Source organism: Dialister sp., assembly GCF_047832375.1.
Lineage (GTDB): Bacteria > Bacillota > Negativicutes > Veillonellales > Dialisteraceae > Dialister.
Map to the genome: position 1 here is coordinate 1,770,653 of NZ_CP181256.1, position 20,463 is coordinate 1,791,115.

Annotated in this window: 17 protein-coding genes, 1 riboswitch and 1 other annotated feature; of the genes, 4 read left to right on the plus strand and 13 right to left on the minus strand. The window is 53.3% G+C overall.

Translation table 11 applies throughout. The annotated features are described in order from the left end of the window. The first annotated feature begins 16 nt into the window (after positions 1 to 16). Complete coding sequence (locus ACFWUL_RS07095; RefSeq protein WP_416176824.1) at positions 17 to 1,507, plus strand: ISNCY family transposase; 1,491 nt, start codon at positions 17 to 19, stop codon at positions 1,505 to 1,507. 639 nt (positions 1,508 to 2,146) lie between these two features. Here the strand turns inward: ACFWUL_RS07095 and ribE are convergent. The 8 genes from ribE to glmU all read right to left on the minus strand — a co-directional run bounded on the left by ribE (position 2,147) and on the right by glmU (position 10,159). Further along, positions 2,147 to 2,614: a 6,7-dimethyl-8-ribityllumazine synthase gene (gene ribE, locus ACFWUL_RS07100; protein ID WP_297019107.1), complete on the minus strand. Its 468-nt coding sequence runs from the start codon at positions 2,612 to 2,614 to the stop codon at positions 2,147 to 2,149. A 114-nt stretch (positions 2,615 to 2,728) separates the two neighbouring features. Next, on the minus strand, positions 2,729 to 3,958 hold the full coding sequence (locus tag ACFWUL_RS07105) for a bifunctional 3,4-dihydroxy-2-butanone-4-phosphate synthase/GTP cyclohydrolase II (RefSeq protein WP_416176825.1): 1,230 nt from the start codon (positions 3,956 to 3,958) through the stop codon (positions 2,729 to 2,731). Beyond that, positions 3,948 to 4,601, minus strand: coding sequence for a riboflavin synthase (locus ACFWUL_RS07110; RefSeq protein WP_297019104.1), 654 nt, complete (start codon positions 4,599 to 4,601; stop codon positions 3,948 to 3,950). The genes ACFWUL_RS07105 and ACFWUL_RS07110 overlap by 11 nt, the downstream gene beginning before the upstream one ends. 1 nt (position 4,602) lies before the next feature. Beyond that, on the minus strand, positions 4,603 to 5,820 hold the full coding sequence (ribD, locus tag ACFWUL_RS07115) for a bifunctional diaminohydroxyphosphoribosylaminopyrimidine deaminase/5-amino-6-(5-phosphoribosylamino)uracil reductase RibD (protein ID WP_416176826.1): 1,218 nt from the start codon (positions 5,818 to 5,820) through the stop codon (positions 4,603 to 4,605). A gap of 39 nt (positions 5,821 to 5,859) precedes the next feature. Next, positions 5,860 to 5,984, minus strand: a riboswitch (FMN riboswitch). Between the two features lie 315 nt (positions 5,985 to 6,299). Further along, complete coding sequence (locus tag ACFWUL_RS07120) at positions 6,300 to 6,968, minus strand: dTMP kinase (RefSeq protein ID WP_416176827.1); 669 nt, start codon at positions 6,966 to 6,968, stop codon at positions 6,300 to 6,302. Between the two features lie 116 nt (positions 6,969 to 7,084). Continuing rightward, positions 7,085 to 7,657, minus strand: coding sequence for an aminoacyl-tRNA hydrolase (gene pth, locus ACFWUL_RS07125; RefSeq protein WP_416176828.1), 573 nt, complete (start codon positions 7,655 to 7,657; stop codon positions 7,085 to 7,087). Next, positions 7,657 to 8,610, minus strand: a complete 954-nt coding sequence (locus ACFWUL_RS07130) for a ribose-phosphate diphosphokinase (protein ID WP_416176829.1) — start codon at positions 8,608 to 8,610, stop codon at positions 7,657 to 7,659. Before ACFWUL_RS07130 ends, pth begins: the two co-directional genes overlap by 1 nt. Before the next feature lie 169 nt (positions 8,611 to 8,779). Next, entirely contained in the window at positions 8,780 to 10,159 is a 1,380-nt protein-coding gene (gene glmU, locus ACFWUL_RS07135) for a bifunctional UDP-N-acetylglucosamine diphosphorylase/glucosamine-1-phosphate N-acetyltransferase GlmU (protein ID WP_297019096.1), read from the minus strand. A 258-nt stretch (positions 10,160 to 10,417) separates the two neighbouring features. Next, positions 10,418 to 10,653, plus strand: a binding site (T-box leader). Positions 10,654 to 10,685: 32 nt separating this feature from the next. Between glmU and ACFWUL_RS07140 the strand changes: the two genes are divergently transcribed. From ACFWUL_RS07140 to ACFWUL_RS07150, 3 genes are all read left to right on the plus strand, one after another. Continuing rightward, positions 10,686 to 11,348 carry a vitamin B12 dependent-methionine synthase activation domain-containing protein gene (locus tag ACFWUL_RS07140; RefSeq protein WP_297019231.1) on the plus strand — a complete coding sequence of 221 codons (663 nt, stop codon included), beginning with the start codon at positions 10,686 to 10,688 and terminating at the stop codon, positions 11,346 to 11,348. A 377-nt stretch (positions 11,349 to 11,725) separates the two neighbouring features. Beyond that, complete coding sequence (locus ACFWUL_RS07145) at positions 11,726 to 14,101, plus strand: homocysteine S-methyltransferase family protein (RefSeq protein ID WP_416176830.1); 2,376 nt, start codon at positions 11,726 to 11,728, stop codon at positions 14,099 to 14,101. After that, positions 14,101 to 14,967, plus strand: a complete 867-nt coding sequence (locus ACFWUL_RS07150; RefSeq protein ID WP_297019227.1) for a methylenetetrahydrofolate reductase — start codon at positions 14,101 to 14,103, stop codon at positions 14,965 to 14,967. The genes ACFWUL_RS07145 and ACFWUL_RS07150 overlap by 1 nt, the downstream gene beginning before the upstream one ends. A gap of 607 nt (positions 14,968 to 15,574) precedes the next feature. Here ACFWUL_RS07150 and ACFWUL_RS07155 read toward each other — a convergent pair. The 5 genes from ACFWUL_RS07155 to thrC all read right to left on the minus strand — a co-directional run bounded on the left by ACFWUL_RS07155 (position 15,575) and on the right by thrC (position 19,881). Continuing rightward, positions 15,575 to 15,742: a hypothetical protein gene (locus tag ACFWUL_RS07155; protein WP_273317580.1), complete on the minus strand. Its 168-nt coding sequence runs from the start codon at positions 15,740 to 15,742 to the stop codon at positions 15,575 to 15,577. A gap of 491 nt (positions 15,743 to 16,233) precedes the next feature. Beyond that, positions 16,234 to 16,401 (minus strand): hypothetical protein, encoded by a 168-nt coding sequence (locus tag ACFWUL_RS07160; RefSeq protein WP_273317580.1) that lies wholly within the window; start codon positions 16,399 to 16,401, stop codon positions 16,234 to 16,236. A 745-nt stretch (positions 16,402 to 17,146) separates the two neighbouring features. Further along, entirely contained in the window at positions 17,147 to 17,311 is a 165-nt protein-coding gene (locus tag ACFWUL_RS07165) for a hypothetical protein (protein WP_416176831.1), read from the minus strand. 91 nt (positions 17,312 to 17,402) lie between these two features. After that, positions 17,403 to 18,104, minus strand: a complete 702-nt coding sequence (locus tag ACFWUL_RS07170) for a TVP38/TMEM64 family protein (RefSeq protein ID WP_297022241.1) — start codon at positions 18,102 to 18,104, stop codon at positions 17,403 to 17,405. A gap of 283 nt (positions 18,105 to 18,387) precedes the next feature. Then, entirely contained in the window at positions 18,388 to 19,881 is a 1,494-nt protein-coding gene (gene thrC / locus ACFWUL_RS07175; protein WP_297022239.1) for a threonine synthase, read from the minus strand. Positions 19,882 to 20,463 lie beyond the last annotated feature (582 nt).

The following is a 20,463-nucleotide window of genomic DNA, read 5'->3' on the forward strand; positions in this document are numbered from 1 at the left end:
TCTCAAGTAACCACAAATGAAAATGTCCCAGTCATGGTATAATCTCATCACAATCTTAACGCAAGTGATGGGAGGAATTTTTATCAGAAAGGTTGAATTAACGATGGACGAGCAGTTCAAATATGAAACAATCAAATCTCTTGTTGCTCATCCAGATGGCAACAAGCTTGCAGCAGCAGTCCGGCTGGGGTGCACTGTCCGCACCGTGAACCGGTTAATCCTGCGCTATCGTCAGGAAGGTAAAGCAGCATTTGTCCACGGGAACAGGGGTAGACAACCCGTAACAACACTTCCAGCCTCACTCAGAGAAAAAATTGTGGCTCTTTACCAGAATGAGTACTATGGCGCCAATTTTACCCACTTTACCGAACTTCTGGACAGACATGAGAATATCCATGTCTCCGTTTCCTCTGTAGCCTCCATTCTTGAGGCAGCCTTTATTCTCTCTCCTAAGGCTACACGGGCCAAAAGAAAACGGATCAGGAGAAAATTGGAAGCAATGAAAAGCAACACGAAATCCAAGAAAAAGCAGATGGAAATACAAGTCAATCTTGTGGCTGCTGAAGATGCCCACAGCCGGCGTCCACGGCATGCTTACTTTGGGGAACAGCTGCAGGGTGATGCCACTCCATATGAATGGGTTCCCGGGAAGATCTGGCATCTCCACCTCTTCATTGATGATGCTACTGGCATCGTGACTGGCGGCTATTTTGACACCCAGGAGACCCTGAACGGCTATTACCATGTCCTCTGGCAGACTCTCAAAGATTACGGAATCCCTGTGGAAATCTTCACGGATAAACGCACTGTGTTCATTTACAAACAAAAAGGATCCCCGTCCATCGACGAGGATACCTATACGCAGTTCGGTTACGCTTGCAGGCAACTGGGGATACACCTTGAGTCAAGCAGCGTACCACAGGCCAAAGGCCGGGTTGAGCGGCTCAATGAGACGCTGCAGTCGCGCCTGCCGATTGAGCTGAGACAGGCAGGCATCACGACTATTGCAGACGCCAATGAATTCCTCAAGTCCTACCTAAAAGAATTCAATGCGAAGTTTGCACTTCCCCCCAATAGTACCAAATCAGCTTTTGTGACGCAACCGTCAGATGAGAGGATCAACCTGATACTGGCTGTACTTACAGGCCGTACGGTAGACAGAGGCCACTGCATCCGTTTCCAGCGTCAGTACTATCGTATGCTTGATTCAGAAGGCCATCAGGTGCATTATGCCAGCGGAACCAAAGTACTAGTCATACGGGCTTTCAACGGCGAACTCTACTGCAGTGTTAACGATACCAGTATCTACGCGCTGGAAGCCATCCCTTTGCGCCAGAAGAAATCTCCTGAGCTTGATGCTGACTATACCAAACCAAAGCCTCAGAAACACTGGATTCCACCGATGAGTCACCCATGGAAGCAGGCATCTTTCCGTCATTACGTCCTTACAAGACCGCATCATTCCAGACAAGATCCAGAAGAACTTGCATCGCGTAACATATTTTAGTAACATACTGGCCTAACCACTCAAAATAGCCCCACTATTGCGGGGCTATTAAATGACAATTCTCGGGACATTTTCAAAAATGCTTGACAGTATAAAATTAAGGAGAAAATGGAGAGGACTCATTGGCACACTAAAGGGGCAATTTCACATTGCCGAGTTTTTGGGAATAGTGGTTTAGCATGCTGACGGTTAGAGTCACAGCCTTTAGCTTTGAGCCTTGAGCCTTGAGCTGGTCAGCGTCTTCGACGCAAATGCACCTCTTGCTCGCTTCGCGGGACTTCCCACAGGGGAAAGAGTTCACTGATTTCTCGTTTGCCAGACAGCACTCTACGAAATCAGTTCACTTGCCACCCCAAAGGGGGGCAGCAAGTTTCTTGGCTCCCCCTTTGGGGTGGCAGCGAACGCATTTTGAAGGAGCGCAAGCGACGCGCAAAATGCAGTGATCCCTTTCCCGTAAGGGTGAGCTGTCGCCGCAGGCGACGGAGGGGGTGCATTTGCCGCGAAGCGGCTATTCAGCTCAAGGCTCAAAGCTATGACTCCAACCGTAAGCATGCTAACCGCCAAACCCCAATGGCTCGTCAAACCGCAATAACCCAATAAAAAACTGTGGGAGCCATCTCTCCCACAGTCCTCTTATTCTTATTTATCTAGTTTTTTGAAAAGGCTTGCCATTTCCAGGGCATCCATGGCACATTCAAATCCCTTATTACCGGACTTCAGTCCTGCCCGGTTGATGGCCTGCTCAATGGTATCGGTGGTGAGCACGCCGTACAGCACCGGAACGCCGCTGGACAGGGATGCCATGGCCACTCCCTTTGTCACTTCCGTAGCCACGTGTTCATAATGGTCCGTTTCTCCGCGAATCACGGCGCCGAGGCAGATTACCGCATCGTATTTACCGCTTTCCGCCATTTTCTTTGCGGCCAGGGGAATTTCAAAGGCCCCTGGCACCCAGGCAAGGTCCACTTTATCCATGTCCACCCCATGGCGGGAGAGCCCGTCCACTGCGCCGTCAATCAATTTGGAAACAATGACTTCATTAAAACGGGAAGCCACAATACCAACGCGAATTTCGCTTTCGTTATATAGTCCGGAAATAATATTCATTTTTTACTCCTTTAGTTTATGAATCAATATAATTGAGGGGTCCAGGTCCAGGACAACCGCGGCTGCGCCGTGTCTATCACTGTCAACAGTAAGCCGTAAGCCTATCCTGCATCCTTACTCCTTCGGTTCTTCAATTTCCTTGTCCAGTTTCAGCATATGCCCCATCTTTTCCTGCTTTGTTTTCAGGTAGAATTCATCTTCCCTGGTCGGTGCCATTTCAATGGGTACCCGCTCGGCGATGGTAATGCCGTATTCTTTGACATCGTCCAGCTTCTGGGGATTATTTGTAAGAAGCCTGATGGTAGTAGCCCCCAGGTCCTTCAGTATCTGGGCGCCCGTCATGTACTCCCGAAGGTCCGGAGCAAAGCCCAGTTTCAGGTTTGCTTCCACCGTATCATACCCTTCGTCCTGGAGAGCATAGGCTTTAATTTTATTGATGAGGCCAATGCCCCGGCCTTCCTGGCGGAGGTAAACGAGAACTCCCCGCCCTTCCCGAGCAATCTGCCGGAGGGCACTGGACAGCTGCTGGCCGCAGTCGCAGCGAAGGGAACCGAAGCAGTCCCCCGTAAGACATTCTGAATGAATACGGCAGAGTACGGGCTTCCCGTCGCCCACATCGCCCATGGTGAGGGCTACATGGTGTTCTCCATTCATGCGATTCACAAAGCCATAAATTTCAAAATTGCCATACTTCGTTGGGAGGTGGGCTTCTGCCACCCGTTCCACGATCTTTTCATTTTTCTTTCTGTATTTGATGAGTTCCTGGATATTCCCGATTTTCATTCCCTTTTCCCTGGCCAGTTTGAAAAGGTCCTTTCTTCTGGCCATGGTGCCATCGGGGTTCATGATTTCGCAGCAGAGACCTGCCGGTTTCAATCCCGCAAGGCGGCAAAGGTCCACCGTCGCTTCCGTATGGCCCTGCCGTTCCAGGACTCCCCATTTTCTTGCTTTTAGTGGGAAAAGGTGCCCCGGCCGCCGGAAATCTTCGGGCTTTGCCCCGTCTTTGATGGCTTCCAGTGCCGTCATGGAGCGGGCTGCCGCCGAGACACCGGTACCGGAATCCTTATAGTCTATGGACTCAAGAAATGCGGTCTGGTGGTTATCCGTATTGTGGCGGATCATGGGGCCCAGATAGAGGGAGTCTGCGATTTCCGCCGCCATGGGCATACAGATGACTCCCTTCGCTTCCGACGCCATGCGATTCACATTTTCCGGCGTTGCAAATTCCGCCGCACAGATATAGTCTCCCTCATTTTCCCGGGATTCCGGGTCCTGCATAATGACGATGTGTCCTTTTCGAATTTCGTCGATAATTTCTTCAATGCTGTCAAATTTATAATCCATACTGTCCTCCATGCCCCAAAGTTTCCAGCATGCCCATGGTGAGGCCTTCTGCCGGGCCTTCTTTCATGAGCTGCTCTATATATTTTCCAAGGTAATCACATTCAATATTCACAGGATCTCCGGAATGCTTCTGCAGCAAGGCGGTTTCGCTGCCGGTGTGTGGGATAAGGGCAATGGAAAAGGAATCGTCCCTTCTTTCTGCTACAGTCAGACTGATCCCATCCACCGCCACAGATCCCTTTTCTATGACGTACCGCATCCATTTCCGTTCCAGGGAAATGGAAATATTGATGGCATTATCTTCCTTTGCCATGGAAATGATATGTCCCACACCATCCACATGGCCCATCATGATATGACCACCCAGCCGGTCAGAAAGGCGAAGCGCCCGTTCCAGGTTCACCGGACTTCCGGGACGGAAAAGGGAAAAAGCGGTGCGTCTCATGGTTTCCGGTGTCACATCGGCGTCAAAGGAATCATGATCCATGGAAATCACTGTAAGGCAGGCACCGTTCACTGCGATGCTGTCGCCGATTTTCGTCCCATCCAGTACCTTCCGGCAGGAGACGGTCAGCCGTTCGGACCGATTTCTTTTGATAATGCGCCGTATATGGCCCACTTCTTCAACGATTCCGGTAAACATGCTATCCCTCCTGCTCCTTATGTTCAGAAGGTCCTTCCGCGGCAGCGGTTTCATCCTTTGCTTTCAGTTCTTCCTCAAGTTCATCGATCCGCCTGTCCGGGGTTTTGGCATCTTCCCTGTCCACATAGGCTTCAATGACCAGATCAGGGCCCGACATTTCGGTGGAAATATTTTTCATGCGAATGGCCTTCGCAATGGAAGGAGCCCCTGCACCTCCAATAAGTCCCGGCGCTTTCGTGCCGCCGATAATCATGGGAGCCTGATATATTCTGACTTTATCTACAATTTCCGCCTCAAAAGCCGATGCTGCCAGGGTGGCGCCTCCTTCCAGAAGGATGCCGTCAATCCCTTTCAGAGCCAGTCCTGTCATGGCCGAAGGAAGGTCTACCTTTCCCTTTTCTCCACTGTCTGTCATGATAATATCTACGCCCATGGAAGACAGTTCTTCCCGTTTTTTCTCATCGGCAGCCGTAGTGGTAAGTACTATGGTCTCTCCCGGTTTCTGGAAGACTTTAGCCTTCAATGGGACCGACAGGTTTCCATCCACAATGATGCGGACCGGATCATCCAGTCCTTCTGTCCTGGCCGTGAGCTGGGGATTATCTTTAATCACGGTGCCGGCGCCTACCATAATGCCCCGATAGCAGCCGCGGAGGACGTGAACTTCTTCCCGGGATTCTTCCGAGGAAATCCACTGTGAATCCCCGGTATAGCAGGCTGTCTTTCCGTCAAGGGACATGGCTGCCTTGTAAAGGACAAAGGGCTTGTGCTCCGTCACGTACTTCAGGAATACTTCATTCAGCTTCCGGGCCTCTTTTTCCATGACTCCCACGGTTACAAAAATCCCGGCATCCCGCAGTTTACGAATCCCCTTGCCCGATACCAGCGGATTTGGATCTACCATGGCAGTGACAACCCGGTCTATATCTTTTTTTATGATCAGGTCCGCACAGGGCGGTGTCTTGCCGTAATGAGAACAGGGTTCCAGTGTCACATACAGTGTGGCCCCTTTAGGATCCTCCGTGCAGTGGGCAAATGCATTGACCTCCGCATGGGGACCGCCAAATTTCTCATGCCACCCTTCCCCGATGATGCGGCCATCTTTGACAATAACAGCCCCCACCATGGGATTGGGGCGGGCGTGTCCCATTCCCCGGACCGCCAGTTCCAGGGCCCGGGCCATAAATTTTCTATCTTCATCGATACGCAAAAAATCCACCTTCCCTTCTTCCAGGGAGGTGGATAAAAATCATTCTTTACCACTCTTCTTTCATCCGGACTATACCGTCGGCTCTGGAATTTCACCAGACCTACCACAGGAAAAACCTGCAGTTCGTGGGCTTTACCACCGGTGGGGACTTACACCCCGCCCTGAAGAGATTCAACTTACTCGATATTTCTATTATAGCAGATTCGTCACGGATTGCAACGAGGAGGATGTATTGGGTATATACCCAATCTGATGTATAGGGCTAAGGGTGGTGGGTTGGCATATCTTTGCTTGCCAACCGGGTGGTGGCTGCATGCCAAGGCTGCCGCCTTGGCGCAGTGGAGGCATAAGGTACATCTGCTGCAAAGGCAGCTGTCCAACCAGCAGCCCCCGGTGCGCGTCAGCGCCCACAACCCGGTGAACGAGCTGATGTTCAACCACCACCCTTATGAACCATTCATCCGTTTTACACACTCACTCTCCTTCCCTTATTGCCAGAGGCTGCACACTGCCTGTTCTACATCCACTCCGATATCCTCAATGGACCGGAGTTTCCCATCTTCCGTGCAGGGAATCCGTTTCCATCCATAGAGAGCAAGGAGCTCCTGGTAGGCTCCGTGGCATTTCCTGAGGTACTCCAGGTGCTGCTCATGGATATCCATGGTGCCCCCTTTTGCCGCCCTTTCTTTGACTAAAGCCTCTGAAATCCGGAGTGGAATATCAAGAAGAATCACAAGGTCCGGCCGGGGCAGTTCCAGTTCCCCGTACTCCGTCTTTTCCAGCCACTTGAGAAATTCTTTTCTTTTTCCCTGGTCTTCGTACTTGGTCATCTGGTGAACCATATTGCTGGTGGTATAACGGTCCGCAATGACGATGCCTCCGTTCTCATAAAACGATTTCCACTTCATGCGGTAAGAGGCAAAGCGGTCCACCGCATAGAACAGGGAGGCCGCATAGGGATTTACGTCATCCGGATTGCTGCCGAAATCGCCATGGAGATACATCTTCACCAGGGAAGAGGAGGGACTGTCATAATCCGGAAATGATACATGCATGACGCTTTTTCCCTGGCTCTTCAATTTTTCCTCCAGGAGAGTGGCCTGGGTCTCCTTGCCGCTGCCATCAATTCCTTCCAGTACAATAAGAGTGCCTTTCATAATAGACTCCTTACATGATAGATTTTATGTTTATCCCCCTGCCCAGGGGGGCGGGGAAAACAGTTTCCCCCATATAGCACAAAAGGGACAGCCTCCAGAGAAGCTGTCCCTCCAATTTATCCTTTTCTCTTCGGATTAAATTTATTCATAGCGTGGTCCACGCCATTTTCCAAAGCGTCTTCGATGGAATCGGCGGTATGGATCTTTGCCTGTTCAATTTTCTCTATGTCTTCCCCGTAGGGACGGCTCAGCACATGCTCCACCACCGTATGCCCATCTTTCGGATGGCCTACGCCAATGCGGAAGCGGTTGAAGTTTTCGCTTCCCAGGTGGGCAATCAGTGATTTGATGCCATTGTGGCCGCCGGAAGCACCTTTTTTCCGAATCCTGGTCTTTCCCGGAGGCAGGTCCAGATCATCACAGACGATGTAAATATCATCGAGACCAATCTTGTAGTACCGGGCAATGGCTCCCACCGCTTCGCCGCTGTTATTCATATAGGTCAGCGGTTTCACGAGGAGTACCTTTTCCCCATGCACAATAGTCGGTCCGATTTCCGCCTTCATGTCTTCTTTCCAGTTCGTCACATGCCAGCGGCGGGCCAGCTCATCGATCACGTCAAATCCCATATTATGGCGGCTGTGTTCATATTCTGTTCCCGGATTTCCAAGTCCCGCTATCAGTTTCATTATTTGTCAAAGAGCTGGCTTACGGAAGCGTCATGGAAAATACGAAGAATGGCTTCGCCGAGGAGAGGAGCGATGGACAGAACAGTCAGTTTATCCTGGATTTTTTCTTTCGGAATAGGCAGGGAGTTCGTCACAATCAGTTCCTTGATATTGGAATTTCTGATTCTTTCTGTAGCTGGGTCAGTAAGTACCGGATGACATACGGCAGCGTATACATTCTTTGCACCGTATTCAGCAAGCGCCTTTGCCCCTTCGCAGAGAGAGCCTGCGGTATCTACGATATCATCGACTACGAAACAGTTGCGGTCCTTTACGTTGCCGATGATGTTCATGACCTTGGCAACCCCCGGTTCCGGACGCCGTTTTTCGATGATAGCAATTGGTGCACCTACGCGGTCTGCCAGTTCCCGGGCACGGGTTACACCGCCAAGATCCGGGGAAACGATGGTCAGGTTGTCCAGGTTCTTGGATTTCACATAGTCAGCCAGAAGGGAGGCAGACATGAGGTGATCCACCGGTACATTGAAGAAGCCCTGAATCTGGCCTGCATGGAGATCCATGGTTACCACCCTTGTCACACCGGCAACGGACATGAGATCAGCCACCAGTTTTGCACTGATTGGTTCACGGCCCCTTGTCTTTCTATCCTGCCGTGCATAGCCGTAATAAGGAACGACTACCGTAATATGACGGGCAGATGCTCTCTTCAGTGCATCTACCATGATAAGCATTTCCATAAGGTTATCATTTACCGGTGCGCCGGTCGGCTGGATAATGAAGCAGTCCTTACCACGGACACTCTCATTAATCATGACCTGGATTTCGCCGTTGTTGAAACGGCCGCAAATAGCCTTTCCCAGGGGCACTCCGATATAGTCGGAAATTTCCTTTGCCAGTGCCGGATGTGCGGTGCCTGTAAAAATCTTCAATTTAGAAGTGTCTTCCATGTCCATTTTGCTGCCTCTCCCTTTCCTTTCAATGCCTGAAAGTCTTTACTTGATTACCTGGAATAGCGGATACCCATCGAACCCAATGACCCACCATCTCATGCTTTTATTATATACCAGTTTCCCGGTAAATTAACAGTAAAAAATAGGTACGTTTGAAAAAATGTCTGTCCCATCAGTCTTTGTACGTATCGTCCTTGACCCAGTCTTTGATATTGAGCTGCCTTGCGCGGGCAACCGAAAGGGCCTTTGCAGGAACATCCTTTGTTATTGTGGATCCCGCTGCCGTAAAGGCTCTTGCTCCCACATGCACCGGAGCCACCAGGTTCGTGTTGCACCCGATGAATGCATGGTCATCTACCTTGCAGCGGTGCTTGTTCTTTCCATCAAAATTCACGGTAACCGTGCCGCAGCCAAAGTTAACGTTTTTACCAAGATCCGAATCGCCACAGTAAATCAGATGGGGAAGTTTCGTTCCATCATCGACAGTGGAGTTTTTAACTTCCACGAAGTTGCCGATTTTAATATGGTCATGAAGAACGGTGTCCGGGCGAAGATGGACAAATGGTCCGATTTCATTATTATTTCCAATGGTGCAGTCATGTCCGTAGACCCGGTTCAAGTGGTTCCCATCACCCACAGTTACATTGGTAAGCTGGGTATCCGGACCGATTTCGCAGTTTTCTCCCACCACCGTATTTCCCTGAAGCATGGTGCCCGGAAGGAGGACTGTGTCCCTTCCTACTTTTACATCCTGTTCAATATAGGTATGTTCAGGATCAATGATACTGACACCCTCGGCCATCAGTTCTTCTGCCTTGCGGAGACGGAGTACCCTGTCAGCTGCCGCCAGCTGGATTCGGGAATTGACACCCATAGTCTCATCCGCATCATCCGCTGCCACAGGAATAACCTTTTCTCCAGCTTTAATCATAATTTCAAACACGTCGGTCAGGTAATATTCGCCCTGTGCATTTTTATTGTCAATCTTCTTTAAAGCATCCAGGAGGGGACCTGCCTTGAATACATAGGTGCCCGTATTGATTTCATGGACTGCCAGCTGCTCAGGTGTACCATCTTTCTGCTCTACAATGGAGGTCATATTTCCTTCTTTATCGCGAAGAACACGGCCATAGCCGAAGGGATTATCCAAAATGGCAGTCAGCACTGCAGCTGCAGCCTGGTTCTTTTCGCAGACTTCTGCCAGGTCATGGATGGTCTCGCTCCTGAGAAGGGGGGTATCTCCGCAGATTACAAGTACATAACCCTCTTTGTCCCCTTCAAATTCCGGAATAGCCTGGATAACAGCGTGCCCGGTGCCGAGCTGCCCTGCCTGGTGGACAAAGGAAACATTCTTCCCTTCCAGTTCCTTTCGAACCAGATCTTCCTTAAAGCCCGTAATTACCACACATTTTTCAAAACCAGCTTCCCGAACTACGCGGATAACCTGCTCCACCATGGGAACGCCGCATACCCGGTGCAATACCTTCGGTAAATTGGACTTCATTCTGGTACCCTGTCCGGCTGCCAAAATCAGTGCTGTCAATTCTGCCATAGTACCTCCTGTAAGAAAACACTGCATCTCTCTATATAATCGGATAAACCTGTTTATATCAGTAAAATCCGTAGCTTTTATTTTAACAAATTGGGTAATGTATAGCAAGAAAAGATTAGGGACAAAGCGACGGAATAATGAAATAATGTACCAGGGCCCCTCCCTTTATAGCCAAAAGTTCCATCGTCCTATAACCTACCGGTCTACCCCCTTTCGTTGACACTCCCTACCCCGTATGCTATAGTGAAATTCAGTTACAGAGAGGCAATGAGGAGAAGAGTAGGCAGCGGGATGGTCTATAGAGAGCCCCTGATGGTGAAACGGGGTGACTGAAGGCTGCTGAATATGGACTCTGAGCCAGGAGGGCCGAATGGTTAAGCTTTTCCGGGGGCGCCCGTTACAACGCCAGGGTATGGTTTTCGCTGTACCTTTCGAGGTCCATGCAGGAATGTATGGATGAATTTGGGTGGTAACACGAGTCTTTCGTCCCATGGGGAGGAGGGCTTTTTTATTTGGAGGCGGTTTTATGCCTTTTTACAATGGTACTTTATTTGAAATCGACCGGAAGGAGATGCTCCGGTACGCCGGCACGAATCCGAAGGGCACCGATTTTCCGAAGGAAGCGGTGGACCGGGCGGTGGAGACGGCGCTGGCCCTGGCGGAGCCAAGGGGGATCTGGCAGATTCTTCCTTACTCTCCCTCCGAGGGGATCGTCGAAGGGAATCCGCCGCTCACTCTCACGGGAAACAGTATCCGCCACCATCTGGCCAATTCCTGGTCCGTGGCGGTGCTGGCGGTGACGGTGGGTGATGAAATCGAGAAGGAGTCCGACGCCTGTTTCAAGGCGGGGGACTATGTGCAGGGGCTGCTCCTGGATGCAGCGGCCACGGCAGCCACGGAGCATCTGGCAGACCAGGTGGACGGCCTCATCCAGAAGGAAGCGGCCCGGGACGGCCAGCGGACGGTGTGGCGCTTCTCCCCGGGCTACGGGGACTGGCCGGTGACCCAGCAGAATGAGTTCTGCCGCCTTATTGAGGCAGAAAAAATCGGGGTCCAAGTGACGGACCATTCCATGCTTTTCCCCCGGAAGTCGGTATCCGCCATCATCGGCATTTCCCAGTGCACCCAGCGCCCGGCCCCGGCCAAGTGCCGCACCTGCTGGATGAAGGACTGCCGGTTTCGAAGCTGAACGTGTGAATTGTTTTGGGCTATAGCTGGTGAAAGGTGGCTGAAGGGGGATGGCCTGCGGCCAAGGTGACTCAAGGGAAACGGGCTTTGCTCGAGGGGGTGGTGCGGTGCACTGTTCATATAGCGCCGCAGATGATGTATTCCGCGGCTTTGCCGCCATGGATTCATCGAGGCCATGTATGGTGAAAGGCAGATGGGAAGTTCTGGGCTTCATAAGGCGGCGCTTTCTAATTTGTGCGCCGCCACCTTCCCCTTGGCCGAAGGCCAATTCCCTTTAGCCACTTCGCCGCAGGCGTTACCCTTCAGCCACTTTCCACCCCAATGGAGCGTATATATAATATAACTATATAGACAATAATTAACATAAGGAGAACCTGTATGATTTTATTTGACGGCGGCATGGGTACCATGCTTCAGAAATTTGGTCTGGAAACCGGGAGCTGCCCGGACTACTACAATATTTCCCATCCCGAGGTGGTACAGCAGATCCATCGGGCCTACATGGAGGCAGGAAGCCAGTATATTACCACGAATACCTTCGGTTCCTCGCCCCTGAAGCTTTCGGACTATGATCTCCAGGACCAGGTGGAGAAAATCGCTTCCGCCGCCGTGGCCAATGTGCGGAAGGCCTGCGGGGACAGGGTGAAGGTAGCCGGGGACATGGGGCCAACGGGGAAGTTTATCCGCCCCATCGGGGACCTGTCATTTGATGAGGCCTGCGAAAATTATTACCGCCTCGCGAAAGCCCTTGCTGATGCAGGGGCGGACTGCCTCATCATCGAGACCATCATCGACATCCAGGAAATGAAGGCGGCCCTTCTGGCGGCGAAGACGGCGTCTTCTCTTCCGGTGATCTGCCAGATGTCCTACAGCGAAGATGGCCGCACCATTCCGGGGACCGACCCCATCACCGCCACGATCCTGTTGGATGCCATGGGGGCTGACGTCATCGGCGCCAACTGCTCCGTGGGTCCCGATAGGCTGCTGGATGCGGCGAAGCAGATGGTGTCGGTCACCAATAAGCCCGTCATCATCCAGCCCAACGCCGGCATGCCGGTATTGGAAAACGGGGAGACCCACTTTCCCCTGGATCCGGAGGCCTTTGCTTCCTACGGTCCGGCCTACGCAGAGGCGGGGATTTCCTTCATGGGCGGCTGCTGCGGCACCACGCCGGACCATATCCGGGCCCTGAAGGAAGCCCTGGACAAGGCGCCGCAGGTCACGCCGAACCCGGTGAAACCTTTCACCGCCCTCACGTCCCGCACGAAAACCGTCTTCATCGGCGATGATTACGCCCCCGTAAAGATCGGGGAACGCATCAACCCCACGGGCCGCCGGAAAATGAGGGAAGACATCCAGCGGGGCAGCTTCGTTTCCGTGAAAAAGGAAGGCCTCGCCGAAGTGGCGGCGGGGGCTGACGTACTGGACGTGAACATGGGGGTCCCCGGCATCGACCAGCGGGAAGCCATGGAAACCGCCATTTCCCAGCTCTCCATGCTCTGCCCCGTGCCCCTTTCCATCGACAGCACGGACCCGGAGGTGCTGGAACGGGCTCTCAAAGTATACCCCGGCCGTCCCCTCATCAATTCCGTAAATGGAGCGGACGATACCGTACTGGAAAAGGTGCTCTCCCTGGCGAAGAAATACGGCGCCGCCGTGCTCTGCCTTCCCCTGGAAAAGGGAAATCTCCCGAAAACCGCGGAGGAACGGATCCGCATCGCCCGCCGCATCATCGAAAAGGCCCTGGCCATGGGCCTTCGGAAAGAGGACCTGCTGCTGGATCCCCTGGTCCTCACCATCGGTTCCAGCGACACCGGAGCCCGGGAAACACTGAAGACCATTGCCCTCTATAAGAAGGAATTCGGCCTTCCCTGCGTCATGGGCACCAGCAACGTGTCCTTCGGCCTCCCTGCCCGGCCAAGAATCAATGCGGCCTTCCTCACCATGGCCTTTGCCTGCGGCATGAACGCCCCCATCATCAACCCTTTGGACCAGGACATGAAGGATGCCTTCGTGAACGCGAAGCTCCTCCTGGGCTTTGACCCGGGGGCACAGAACTTCATCCGGGAAGCGGCAGCAGTGGCCGCTCCGGCTTCGAAAGAAACGGCGAAAGACCTGCCGCCCCTGGAAGCCATCAAGGCTGCCGTGAAGAACGGAGAAAAGGAAGAGGCAGCGTCCCTCATGAAAAAAGCACTGGACAGCGGCATTTCCTCGGAAGCCATTATTAAAGAAGGCCTCACAGCGGCCATGACGGAAATCGGCGATGGCTACGGCGCCGGAAAAGTCTACCTGCCCCAGGTCATGATGGCGGCGGAAGCCATGCAGGCGGCCTTCAAGGAACTGAAGAAACTCCTCCCCGACGTCCAGGCAGCGGCAAAGGGAACCCTGGTCATCGGCACCGTGAAGGGTGACATCCATGACCTGGGCAAGAACATTGTGTCCGCCCTCATGGAAAACAGCGGCTACCATGTGGTGGACCTGGGAAAAGACGTGGAACCGGCTGATTTCATCAAAGCTGCCAAAGAAAATAAGGCGGATCTCGTAGGTCTCTGCTCCCTCATGACCACCACCCTGCCGGAACTGGAACATACGGTACAGGCCCTGAAAGCGGAATCGCCGGCGGCGGATATCCTCGTAGGAGGCGCCGTGGTGACCCAGGACTACGCCACCCGCATCGGGGCACCGAACTACTGCAAAGATGGCATCGCCGCCGTACGGATCGCCGATGCACTCATAGAAAAGAGGAATGGCTGATGACAACATTAAAAGAGAAAAACGAAGCCCATATTTTTACAATTACCACGGAACTGGACCCGCCGAAGAGCGCTTCCCCCGCAGTGACGGAGGAACAGGTGGTGAAGGTGGCGCCTTACGTGGACGCTGTCAACATCGCCGACTGCCCCATGGCGAAACTCCGGATGAGCCCCATCGCCCTTTCCTCCATTATCCAGCACAAGTACCAGGTGGAATCCATTTTCCACCTCACCTGCCGGGACCGGAACGTCATCGGCCTGCAGGCGGAACTGCTGGGGGCCTACGCCATGGGAGTCCACAACATCCTCACCCTCACCGGGGACCCGCCGTCCATCGGCGACCATCCCGAGGCGAAGGGAGTCTTCGAAGTGGACTCCACGGGACTCATTGAAATCGCAAGGTCCCTGAACGAAGGCCACGACCTCACAGGCCACGCCCTGGGGGTGCCTACGGACTTCTACATCGGTACCACCGCCAACCCCGGTACCGACGACCTGGATAAGGAAATCCGCCGTCTGGAAGGAAAGAAAAAGGCGGGAGCCCAGTTCATCCAGACCCAGCCTATCTATGACATCCGGCAGGCCGAAGACTTCCTGGCCGCCGCCAAAGGGCTGGACCTCCCCATCCTCTTCGGCATCGTCCCCCTGAAGAGCTTCAAAATGGCGAACTACCTGAACGATAAGGTACCGGGCATCTTCATCCCCTCCCCCGTCCTCCACGCCATGGAAAAGGGCGGCCGGGAAACGGGCCTCAAAATCTCCCGGGAACTGGTGGAAGGCCTCAAAGAAATCGGCGCCGCCGGCGCCCACGTAATGCCGGTAAACGACGTGGACGCGGTGAAGTATATCGCAGAAGGACTGCGGTGAAAGGCGTATAAAAAAGAGTATTGCGAAAGCCGCAATACTCTTTTTTTGTAGCTGAAAGACGGATCAGCCTGCGGCGCTGACGGATGGCTCAGCGCGGTTGGGGCCTTGTGCCTTGAGCCTTGAGCCTTGAGCTGGATAGGCCCTTTGGGCCTTTCCCATCCGTTCCCATCAGCTACCCCCAGTCTGCTGCTGAGTCATTAGGGACCCATCTGCGGCAAAGCCGCGGTCAACAGTCCCCAGTCCCCCTTTTTCAAAGGGGGATGTCTGTGTCAGCAGACAGAGGGATTCTGATGGGCCCTGCGGGCCGTCTCCATCAGTAATCCCTCACCCCCGTGGGGAGCATTCCGGCCGGGCGCTAATAGGAAAGCGCTTTTATGGGCAGGTTAAGCGCAAACTTGCGCCCGGCTCAGAGGTCCTATGCAGGACCTCTGCCTTTGGGAAAAGGAGCCTATTGCTGAGTCATTTGCATGTTATTTGTGCAGAGTCTTCAGGGCCCCATCTGAGGCAGAGCCGCTAATCGTCAGCCTCCTTCCATCGAGTAGGAGGCGGGCTTCGGCCCGCCGACCTCTCACACCACCGTACGTACCGTTCGGTATACGGCGGTTCTTTAGTTTTCGCATTCCTGCTTATGCAAGTCTGCGATGATGTTGTTGTGTTCAGCAATCCTCACATGGATGGGCACTCCGGCATATCCTTGCTGTTCCGCAGCTGCTTTCTGCCAGTAGTCTTCTTTCTGAAGTTGTCTGCCTTTAAGCCCATGGTTGGTTACTTTCATTGACTAACATCTCCTAAAGTTCAGCCCTTCCCAGATGCCTATGAGCCATCTGGTACTATGGCCTCTGCTGACCTCTCACGGCAAATCTTATTTCAACCACAGCACAGCCCAGTAAATACAGCCTTATTCTGCTGTGTCCGTGAGACCTCCCCAGGTAAGAACGCACTCTTTCTCTCCATATATCCGCCACATGTACTCTGCAGGATTCCGTACAGCTATGGGACTTCAGTTTGTGCAGCAACCTTATCCATCCTGCCGTAGCCTTATGTGGTTCTTGTACATCGGACCGGAGATTTGCCTGCACCTTCCTTCAGATTCCACCTCACGATGGACACCCTTGGTGTTCGGCTATGACCTTCCCGCTGTCGGGCAGTCTAGGGACTTTCACCCTTAAGAGTGCGCCCATGCTGGGCACACATCGAGTAGGAGGCGGGCTTCGGCCCGCCGACCTCTCACACCACCGTACGTACCGTTCGGTATACGGCGGTTCTTTAGTTTTCGCATTCCTGCTTATGCAAGTCTGCGATGATGTTGTTGTGTTCAGCAATCCTCACATGGATGGGCACTCCGGCATATCCTTGCTGTTCCGCAGCTGCTTTCTGCCAGTAGTCTTCTTTCTGAAGTTGTCTGCCTTTAAGCCCATGGTTGGTTACTTTCATTGACTAACATCTCCTAAAGTTCGGCCCTTCCCAGATGCCTATGAGCCATCTGGTACTATGGCCTCTGCTGACTTCTCACGGCAAATCTTATTTCAACCACAGCACAGCCCAGTAAATACAGCCTTATTCTGCTGTGTCCGTGAGACCTCCCCAGGTAAGAACGCACTCTTTCTCTCCATATATCCGCCACATGTACTCTGCAGGATTCCGTACAGCTATGGGATTTCAGTTTGTCATGCAACCTTATCCATCCTGCCGTAGCCTTATGTGGTTCTTGTACATCGGACCGGAGATTTGCCTGCACCTTCCTTCAGATTCCACCTCACGATGGACACCCTTGGTGTTCGGCTATGACCTTCCCGCTGTCGGGCGGTCTAGGGACTTTCACCCTTAAGAGTGCGCCCATGCTGGGCACACTCGGAAGGCGAAGGTCCTGCAGAGGACCTTCGAGCCGGGCCCAAGTTGGCACCTTTACTGCACACCAAGGCGCCTTCCTTTCAGGGCCCGGCGGTGGCGCCGAAGGCGACGGAGGTTAGCTGATGGGGGCGCCGCAGGCGGGAATTCAATTCTCTCCTCTCAAATCTCAATTCTTCTTAAAAACCCCGTTATAGTCATTTACCAGAGAGATCTCTCGACTCATCGAAGCTGTAGCGATTCTTGACTGTGGTGTCACTACTCCGCTTATCACCGCTCGAGATGCAGCAGTCCTGCAGAGGGCTGCTGAGCCGGGCCCAAGTTGGCGCTTTTACTGCACACCAAAGCGCCTTCCTTTCAGGGCCCGGCCGACCGGGGTACGGGTAGTGTCGATTGAAATGGCAACGAAGTTGCGAATGTACTCGATCTCGGTCTCGATCTCGATCTCACCAGCGCCGCCACCATCCCCCTCAGCCACTTCAGCCACTTCAGTCACTTGAGCCACCTCAGCCACTCATCGCGGATCTGTTTCCGGCATTATAAAAGGCAGCGCTTCTTATCCGGGCGCCGCCCTTCAATCACTTCAGTCATTTTCCCTTCTTACTCTGCTTCCTGTGATAGTACCAGAGGCCGCCGTAGACAATGGACACCAGGATAATGAGTATCGTAAGCCTCATGGCGTGTTCTTCCATGTTCACCACGTCGTGGCCCAGGACTACTTCCAGAGCTGTGGAAGGGAGTTTACCGATGAGGCAGCCCAAGGCGTACTGCCGGAAGTGCATACTGGAAAGGGCCGCAATGGCGGTAATGAGGCCATTGGGCATGTAAGGGATGGCCCGGGCAGCGGCGATGGCCTGCCAGGAGTCGTAGGAGTCCAGCCGCTTCAGGGTTTTACTTTTATTGATTATATTCATGGCCATGCCCCGGAAAAGGGTACGCATGACATAGAAGGAAATAAGAACTCCCACTGTTTCCGCGAGCCAGGAGATGATGACTCCCCAGAAGAGGCCAAATACGAGGCCATTGGCGGTGGAAATAAAGATAGAGGGCAGGAATCCTACGATATTGATGACCACGTCGATGAAGAAACTCATGAAGGCCGCATAAATACCAAAGCTATGGAGATAGTGTATGGTCCCCCGGAGGTCCCCATCTTTTGATAGATGGTAAATGGTGGGATAAAAGGTGGGATCAAAGAAATGGATGGATACGAGCACCAGAATGAGCAGTGCCAGTACGGAGAGTCGAAATTTCCGCTCCCCCTTTTCGTTCCAGTTTCTGTATCTCATAGAATGTCCTCAGAATTGTAAATAACGGTTTGAGCCACTGGTGCGGGGCTGACGGATGACAGAGCGCCGTGTGGACGTATGTGAGCTCCCAGCTTCCAGAAAAGCCAGCCAGTGGCTTCGCCGCATATGGAAGCCCTGCTGGATTCCGGCCCACAGGACCTGATCAGCCACCCTGGCTGCTAACAGCTAGAATCTAGAAGCCCCCATATGATTGCACGACTCTTAGCCACATGACGCCCCCGTACGGGCCTACGCCGCTTAGCCACATAACGTTCTGGTTCTGTCAGTGGCGAGCGATCTCGTCCACATACGCCCGGATCACATCGGCCATATCCTTCCGGTCTACGGTATCCGTGAACCGTTTCGGGCGGTTTTCCAGTTCACCCAGCTGCCGGGGAATGGCGATGCCTGTGGACCCTTCGATTTCCCGGAGCGTATCGTAGGGGCTGTCCTTTTCTGCAAGGCCCAGGGCTTTGGCTACGACGCCGGGGAACTTGTAGGGATGGGCGGTGCTGATAATAACGGTGTGGGAATGGCGGGGAATCTTCCCTTCCCTTCTCAGGTGGTCATAAACCGCGTAGGCCACGGCGGTGTGGGGATCCATGAGGTAGTCATAGGTCTCATAGACGCCGCTCATGGCATGGATCATATCTTCCGGCGATGCCCAGCCTCCCATCATTTCCAGGCCTGCCTTATGGAAGGCTTCCTTCGATACTTCGTATTTCCCCTCTTTTTTCAGTTTGGCCATGGCAGCGGCCACTTCGTCGGTGGAGCCGGTGAGGTAGTACAGGAACCGTTCGAAGTTAGAGGAAATAAGGATATCCATGGACGGCGCTTCAGTCATATGGAAGGGCCGGTTAATATCGTAGGTGCCGGTGGCGAAGAAATCGGCGAGTACCTTGTTTTCATTGGAGGCACAGATGAGCTCCCCAATAGGAGCCCCCACCTGTTTTGCAATCCAGGCGGCCAGGATGTTTCCGAAGTTGCCTGTGGGCACCACCACATTGAACTTCTCATCCGGTCCGATGGAGCCGTTTTCCAGCAGTTTCAGCCAGATCCACACATAGTACACCACCTGGGGCAGGAGACGGCCGATGTTGATGGAATTGGCGCTGGAGAAGAGAACCCCCTTCTCCGCCGATTCTTTGCGGAGCTCACTGCCGAAGACCTGTTTCAGGGTGCCCTGGGCATCGTCGAAGTTTCCTTCGATGCCCACCACCTTCACGTTATCCCCCAGCTGTTTCTGCATCTGGTCCTTCTGCAGGGGGCTCACGCCATGGGACGGGTAGAACACCATAATATGGACCCCCGGTACGTCCCGGAACCCTTCCAGCGCCGCCTTGCCGGTATCGCCGGAGGTGGCGGTGAGAATAAGGATTTCCTTCCCATCCTTGTCCTGTTTCTTCGCGTACACCAGGAGGTACGGGAAAAGGGAGAGGGCCAGGTCCTTGAAGGCGCAGGTGCGGCCATGGAACATTTCCGCCATGGAAAAAGCCTGGGACAGGGGCTTTACCGGCACAATATCCTTCGTCTCAAAGGTGCCGGTGTAGGCACTGTGGGTGAGCTCCTTCAGCGTATCTTCCGGAATGTCCGTGAGGAAATGGGACAGCACAAAGGCCGCCAGCTCTTCGTAGGACATGTCTTTCAGGGCCTTTGCCTCCAGAAAAGGCTTCGGCAGGAATTCGGGCACATAAAGGCCGCCATCATCGGCCAGCCCCTTCAGCAGCGCTTCTTCCGCTGTCACTGTTTCATTACTTCTGGTACTTCTGTATTTCATGGGACACCTCCGCGAATTTTCTCCATTTATTGTCATTGTAACATAAATCTATAGGGAGAAACAGGAGGAGCGGCGGTGGCATGGGAATGTTTAGAAAATGTTTACAGAGAAAAGGCTGCGGCCCGTCGGCCGGAGCTCTTCCCCTTGGGCAAGGCCGTGGCCTGCAGCCAAGGCCACGGCTTCCGCCTGGGCTCAAGGAAGAAATATGGATTTGGGTCGAAATCGAGGGGATCCGGTCCTGCGGTCCTTTTTTATTCGTTTCCACCAGCTAACCCAAGCCCCGTGGGATCTCCTGCCTGAGAAAGGGCCTCGTGCAGTGTCATTTTCACGCTATGGGTATAGAGTCAATAGGATTCCATTTGCGGCGAAGCCGCTATCAACAGTCCCCCTTTTTCAAAAGCGAGGGTCCTGCAGAGGACCCTCGAGCCGGGCCCAAATTGGCGCCTTTACTGCACACTAAGGCGCCTTCCTTTTGTGGCCCGGCCGGAATGATGTCTGCGAAGCAGACAGAGGGATTCTGGTGGGTTCTTCTCATGTAGGAATTTAAATGCCCATTGTACAGTAAACCCATTAGAATCCCTC

Coding starts and splice junctions, on each gene's coding strand:
- ACFWUL_RS07140 (WP_297019231.1), top strand. CDS start 10,686: ATGCCTTTTTACAATGGTACTTTATTTGAAATCGACCGGAAGGAGATG.
- ACFWUL_RS07095 (WP_416176824.1), top strand. CDS start 17: ATGAAAATGTCCCAGTCATGGTATAATCTCATCACAATCTTAACGCAA.
- ACFWUL_RS07160 (WP_273317580.1), bottom strand. CDS start 16,401: ATGAAAGTAACCAACCATGGGCTTAAAGGCAGACAACTTCAGAAAGAA.
- ACFWUL_RS07145 (WP_416176830.1), top strand. CDS start 11,726: ATGATTTTATTTGACGGCGGCATGGGTACCATGCTTCAGAAATTTGGT.
- ribE (WP_297019107.1), bottom strand. CDS start 2,614: ATGAATATTATTTCCGGACTATATAACGAAAGCGAAATTCGCGTTGGT.
- ACFWUL_RS07155 (WP_273317580.1), bottom strand. CDS start 15,742: ATGAAAGTAACCAACCATGGGCTTAAAGGCAGACAACTTCAGAAAGAA.
- ACFWUL_RS07110 (WP_297019104.1), bottom strand. CDS start 4,601: ATGTTTACCGGAATCGTTGAAGAAGTGGGCCATATACGGCGCATTATC.
- ACFWUL_RS07170 (WP_297022241.1), bottom strand. CDS start 18,104: ATGAGATACAGAAACTGGAACGAAAAGGGGGAGCGGAAATTTCGACTC.
- ACFWUL_RS07130 (WP_416176829.1), bottom strand. CDS start 8,610: ATGGACATGGAAGACACTTCTAAATTGAAGATTTTTACAGGCACCGCA.
- glmU (WP_297019096.1), bottom strand. CDS start 10,159: ATGGCAGAATTGACAGCACTGATTTTGGCAGCCGGACAGGGTACCAGA.
- ACFWUL_RS07120 (WP_416176827.1), bottom strand. CDS start 6,968: ATGAAAGGCACTCTTATTGTACTGGAAGGAATTGATGGCAGCGGCAAG.
- ACFWUL_RS07150 (WP_297019227.1), top strand. CDS start 14,101: ATGACAACATTAAAAGAGAAAAACGAAGCCCATATTTTTACAATTACC.
- pth (WP_416176828.1), bottom strand. CDS start 7,657: ATGAAACTGATAGCGGGACTTGGAAATCCGGGAACAGAATATGAACAC.
- thrC (WP_297022239.1), bottom strand. CDS start 19,881: ATGAAATACAGAAGTACCAGAAGTAATGAAACAGTGACAGCGGAAGAA.
- ACFWUL_RS07105 (WP_416176825.1), bottom strand. CDS start 3,958: ATGGATTATAAATTTGACAGCATTGAAGAAATTATCGACGAAATTCGA.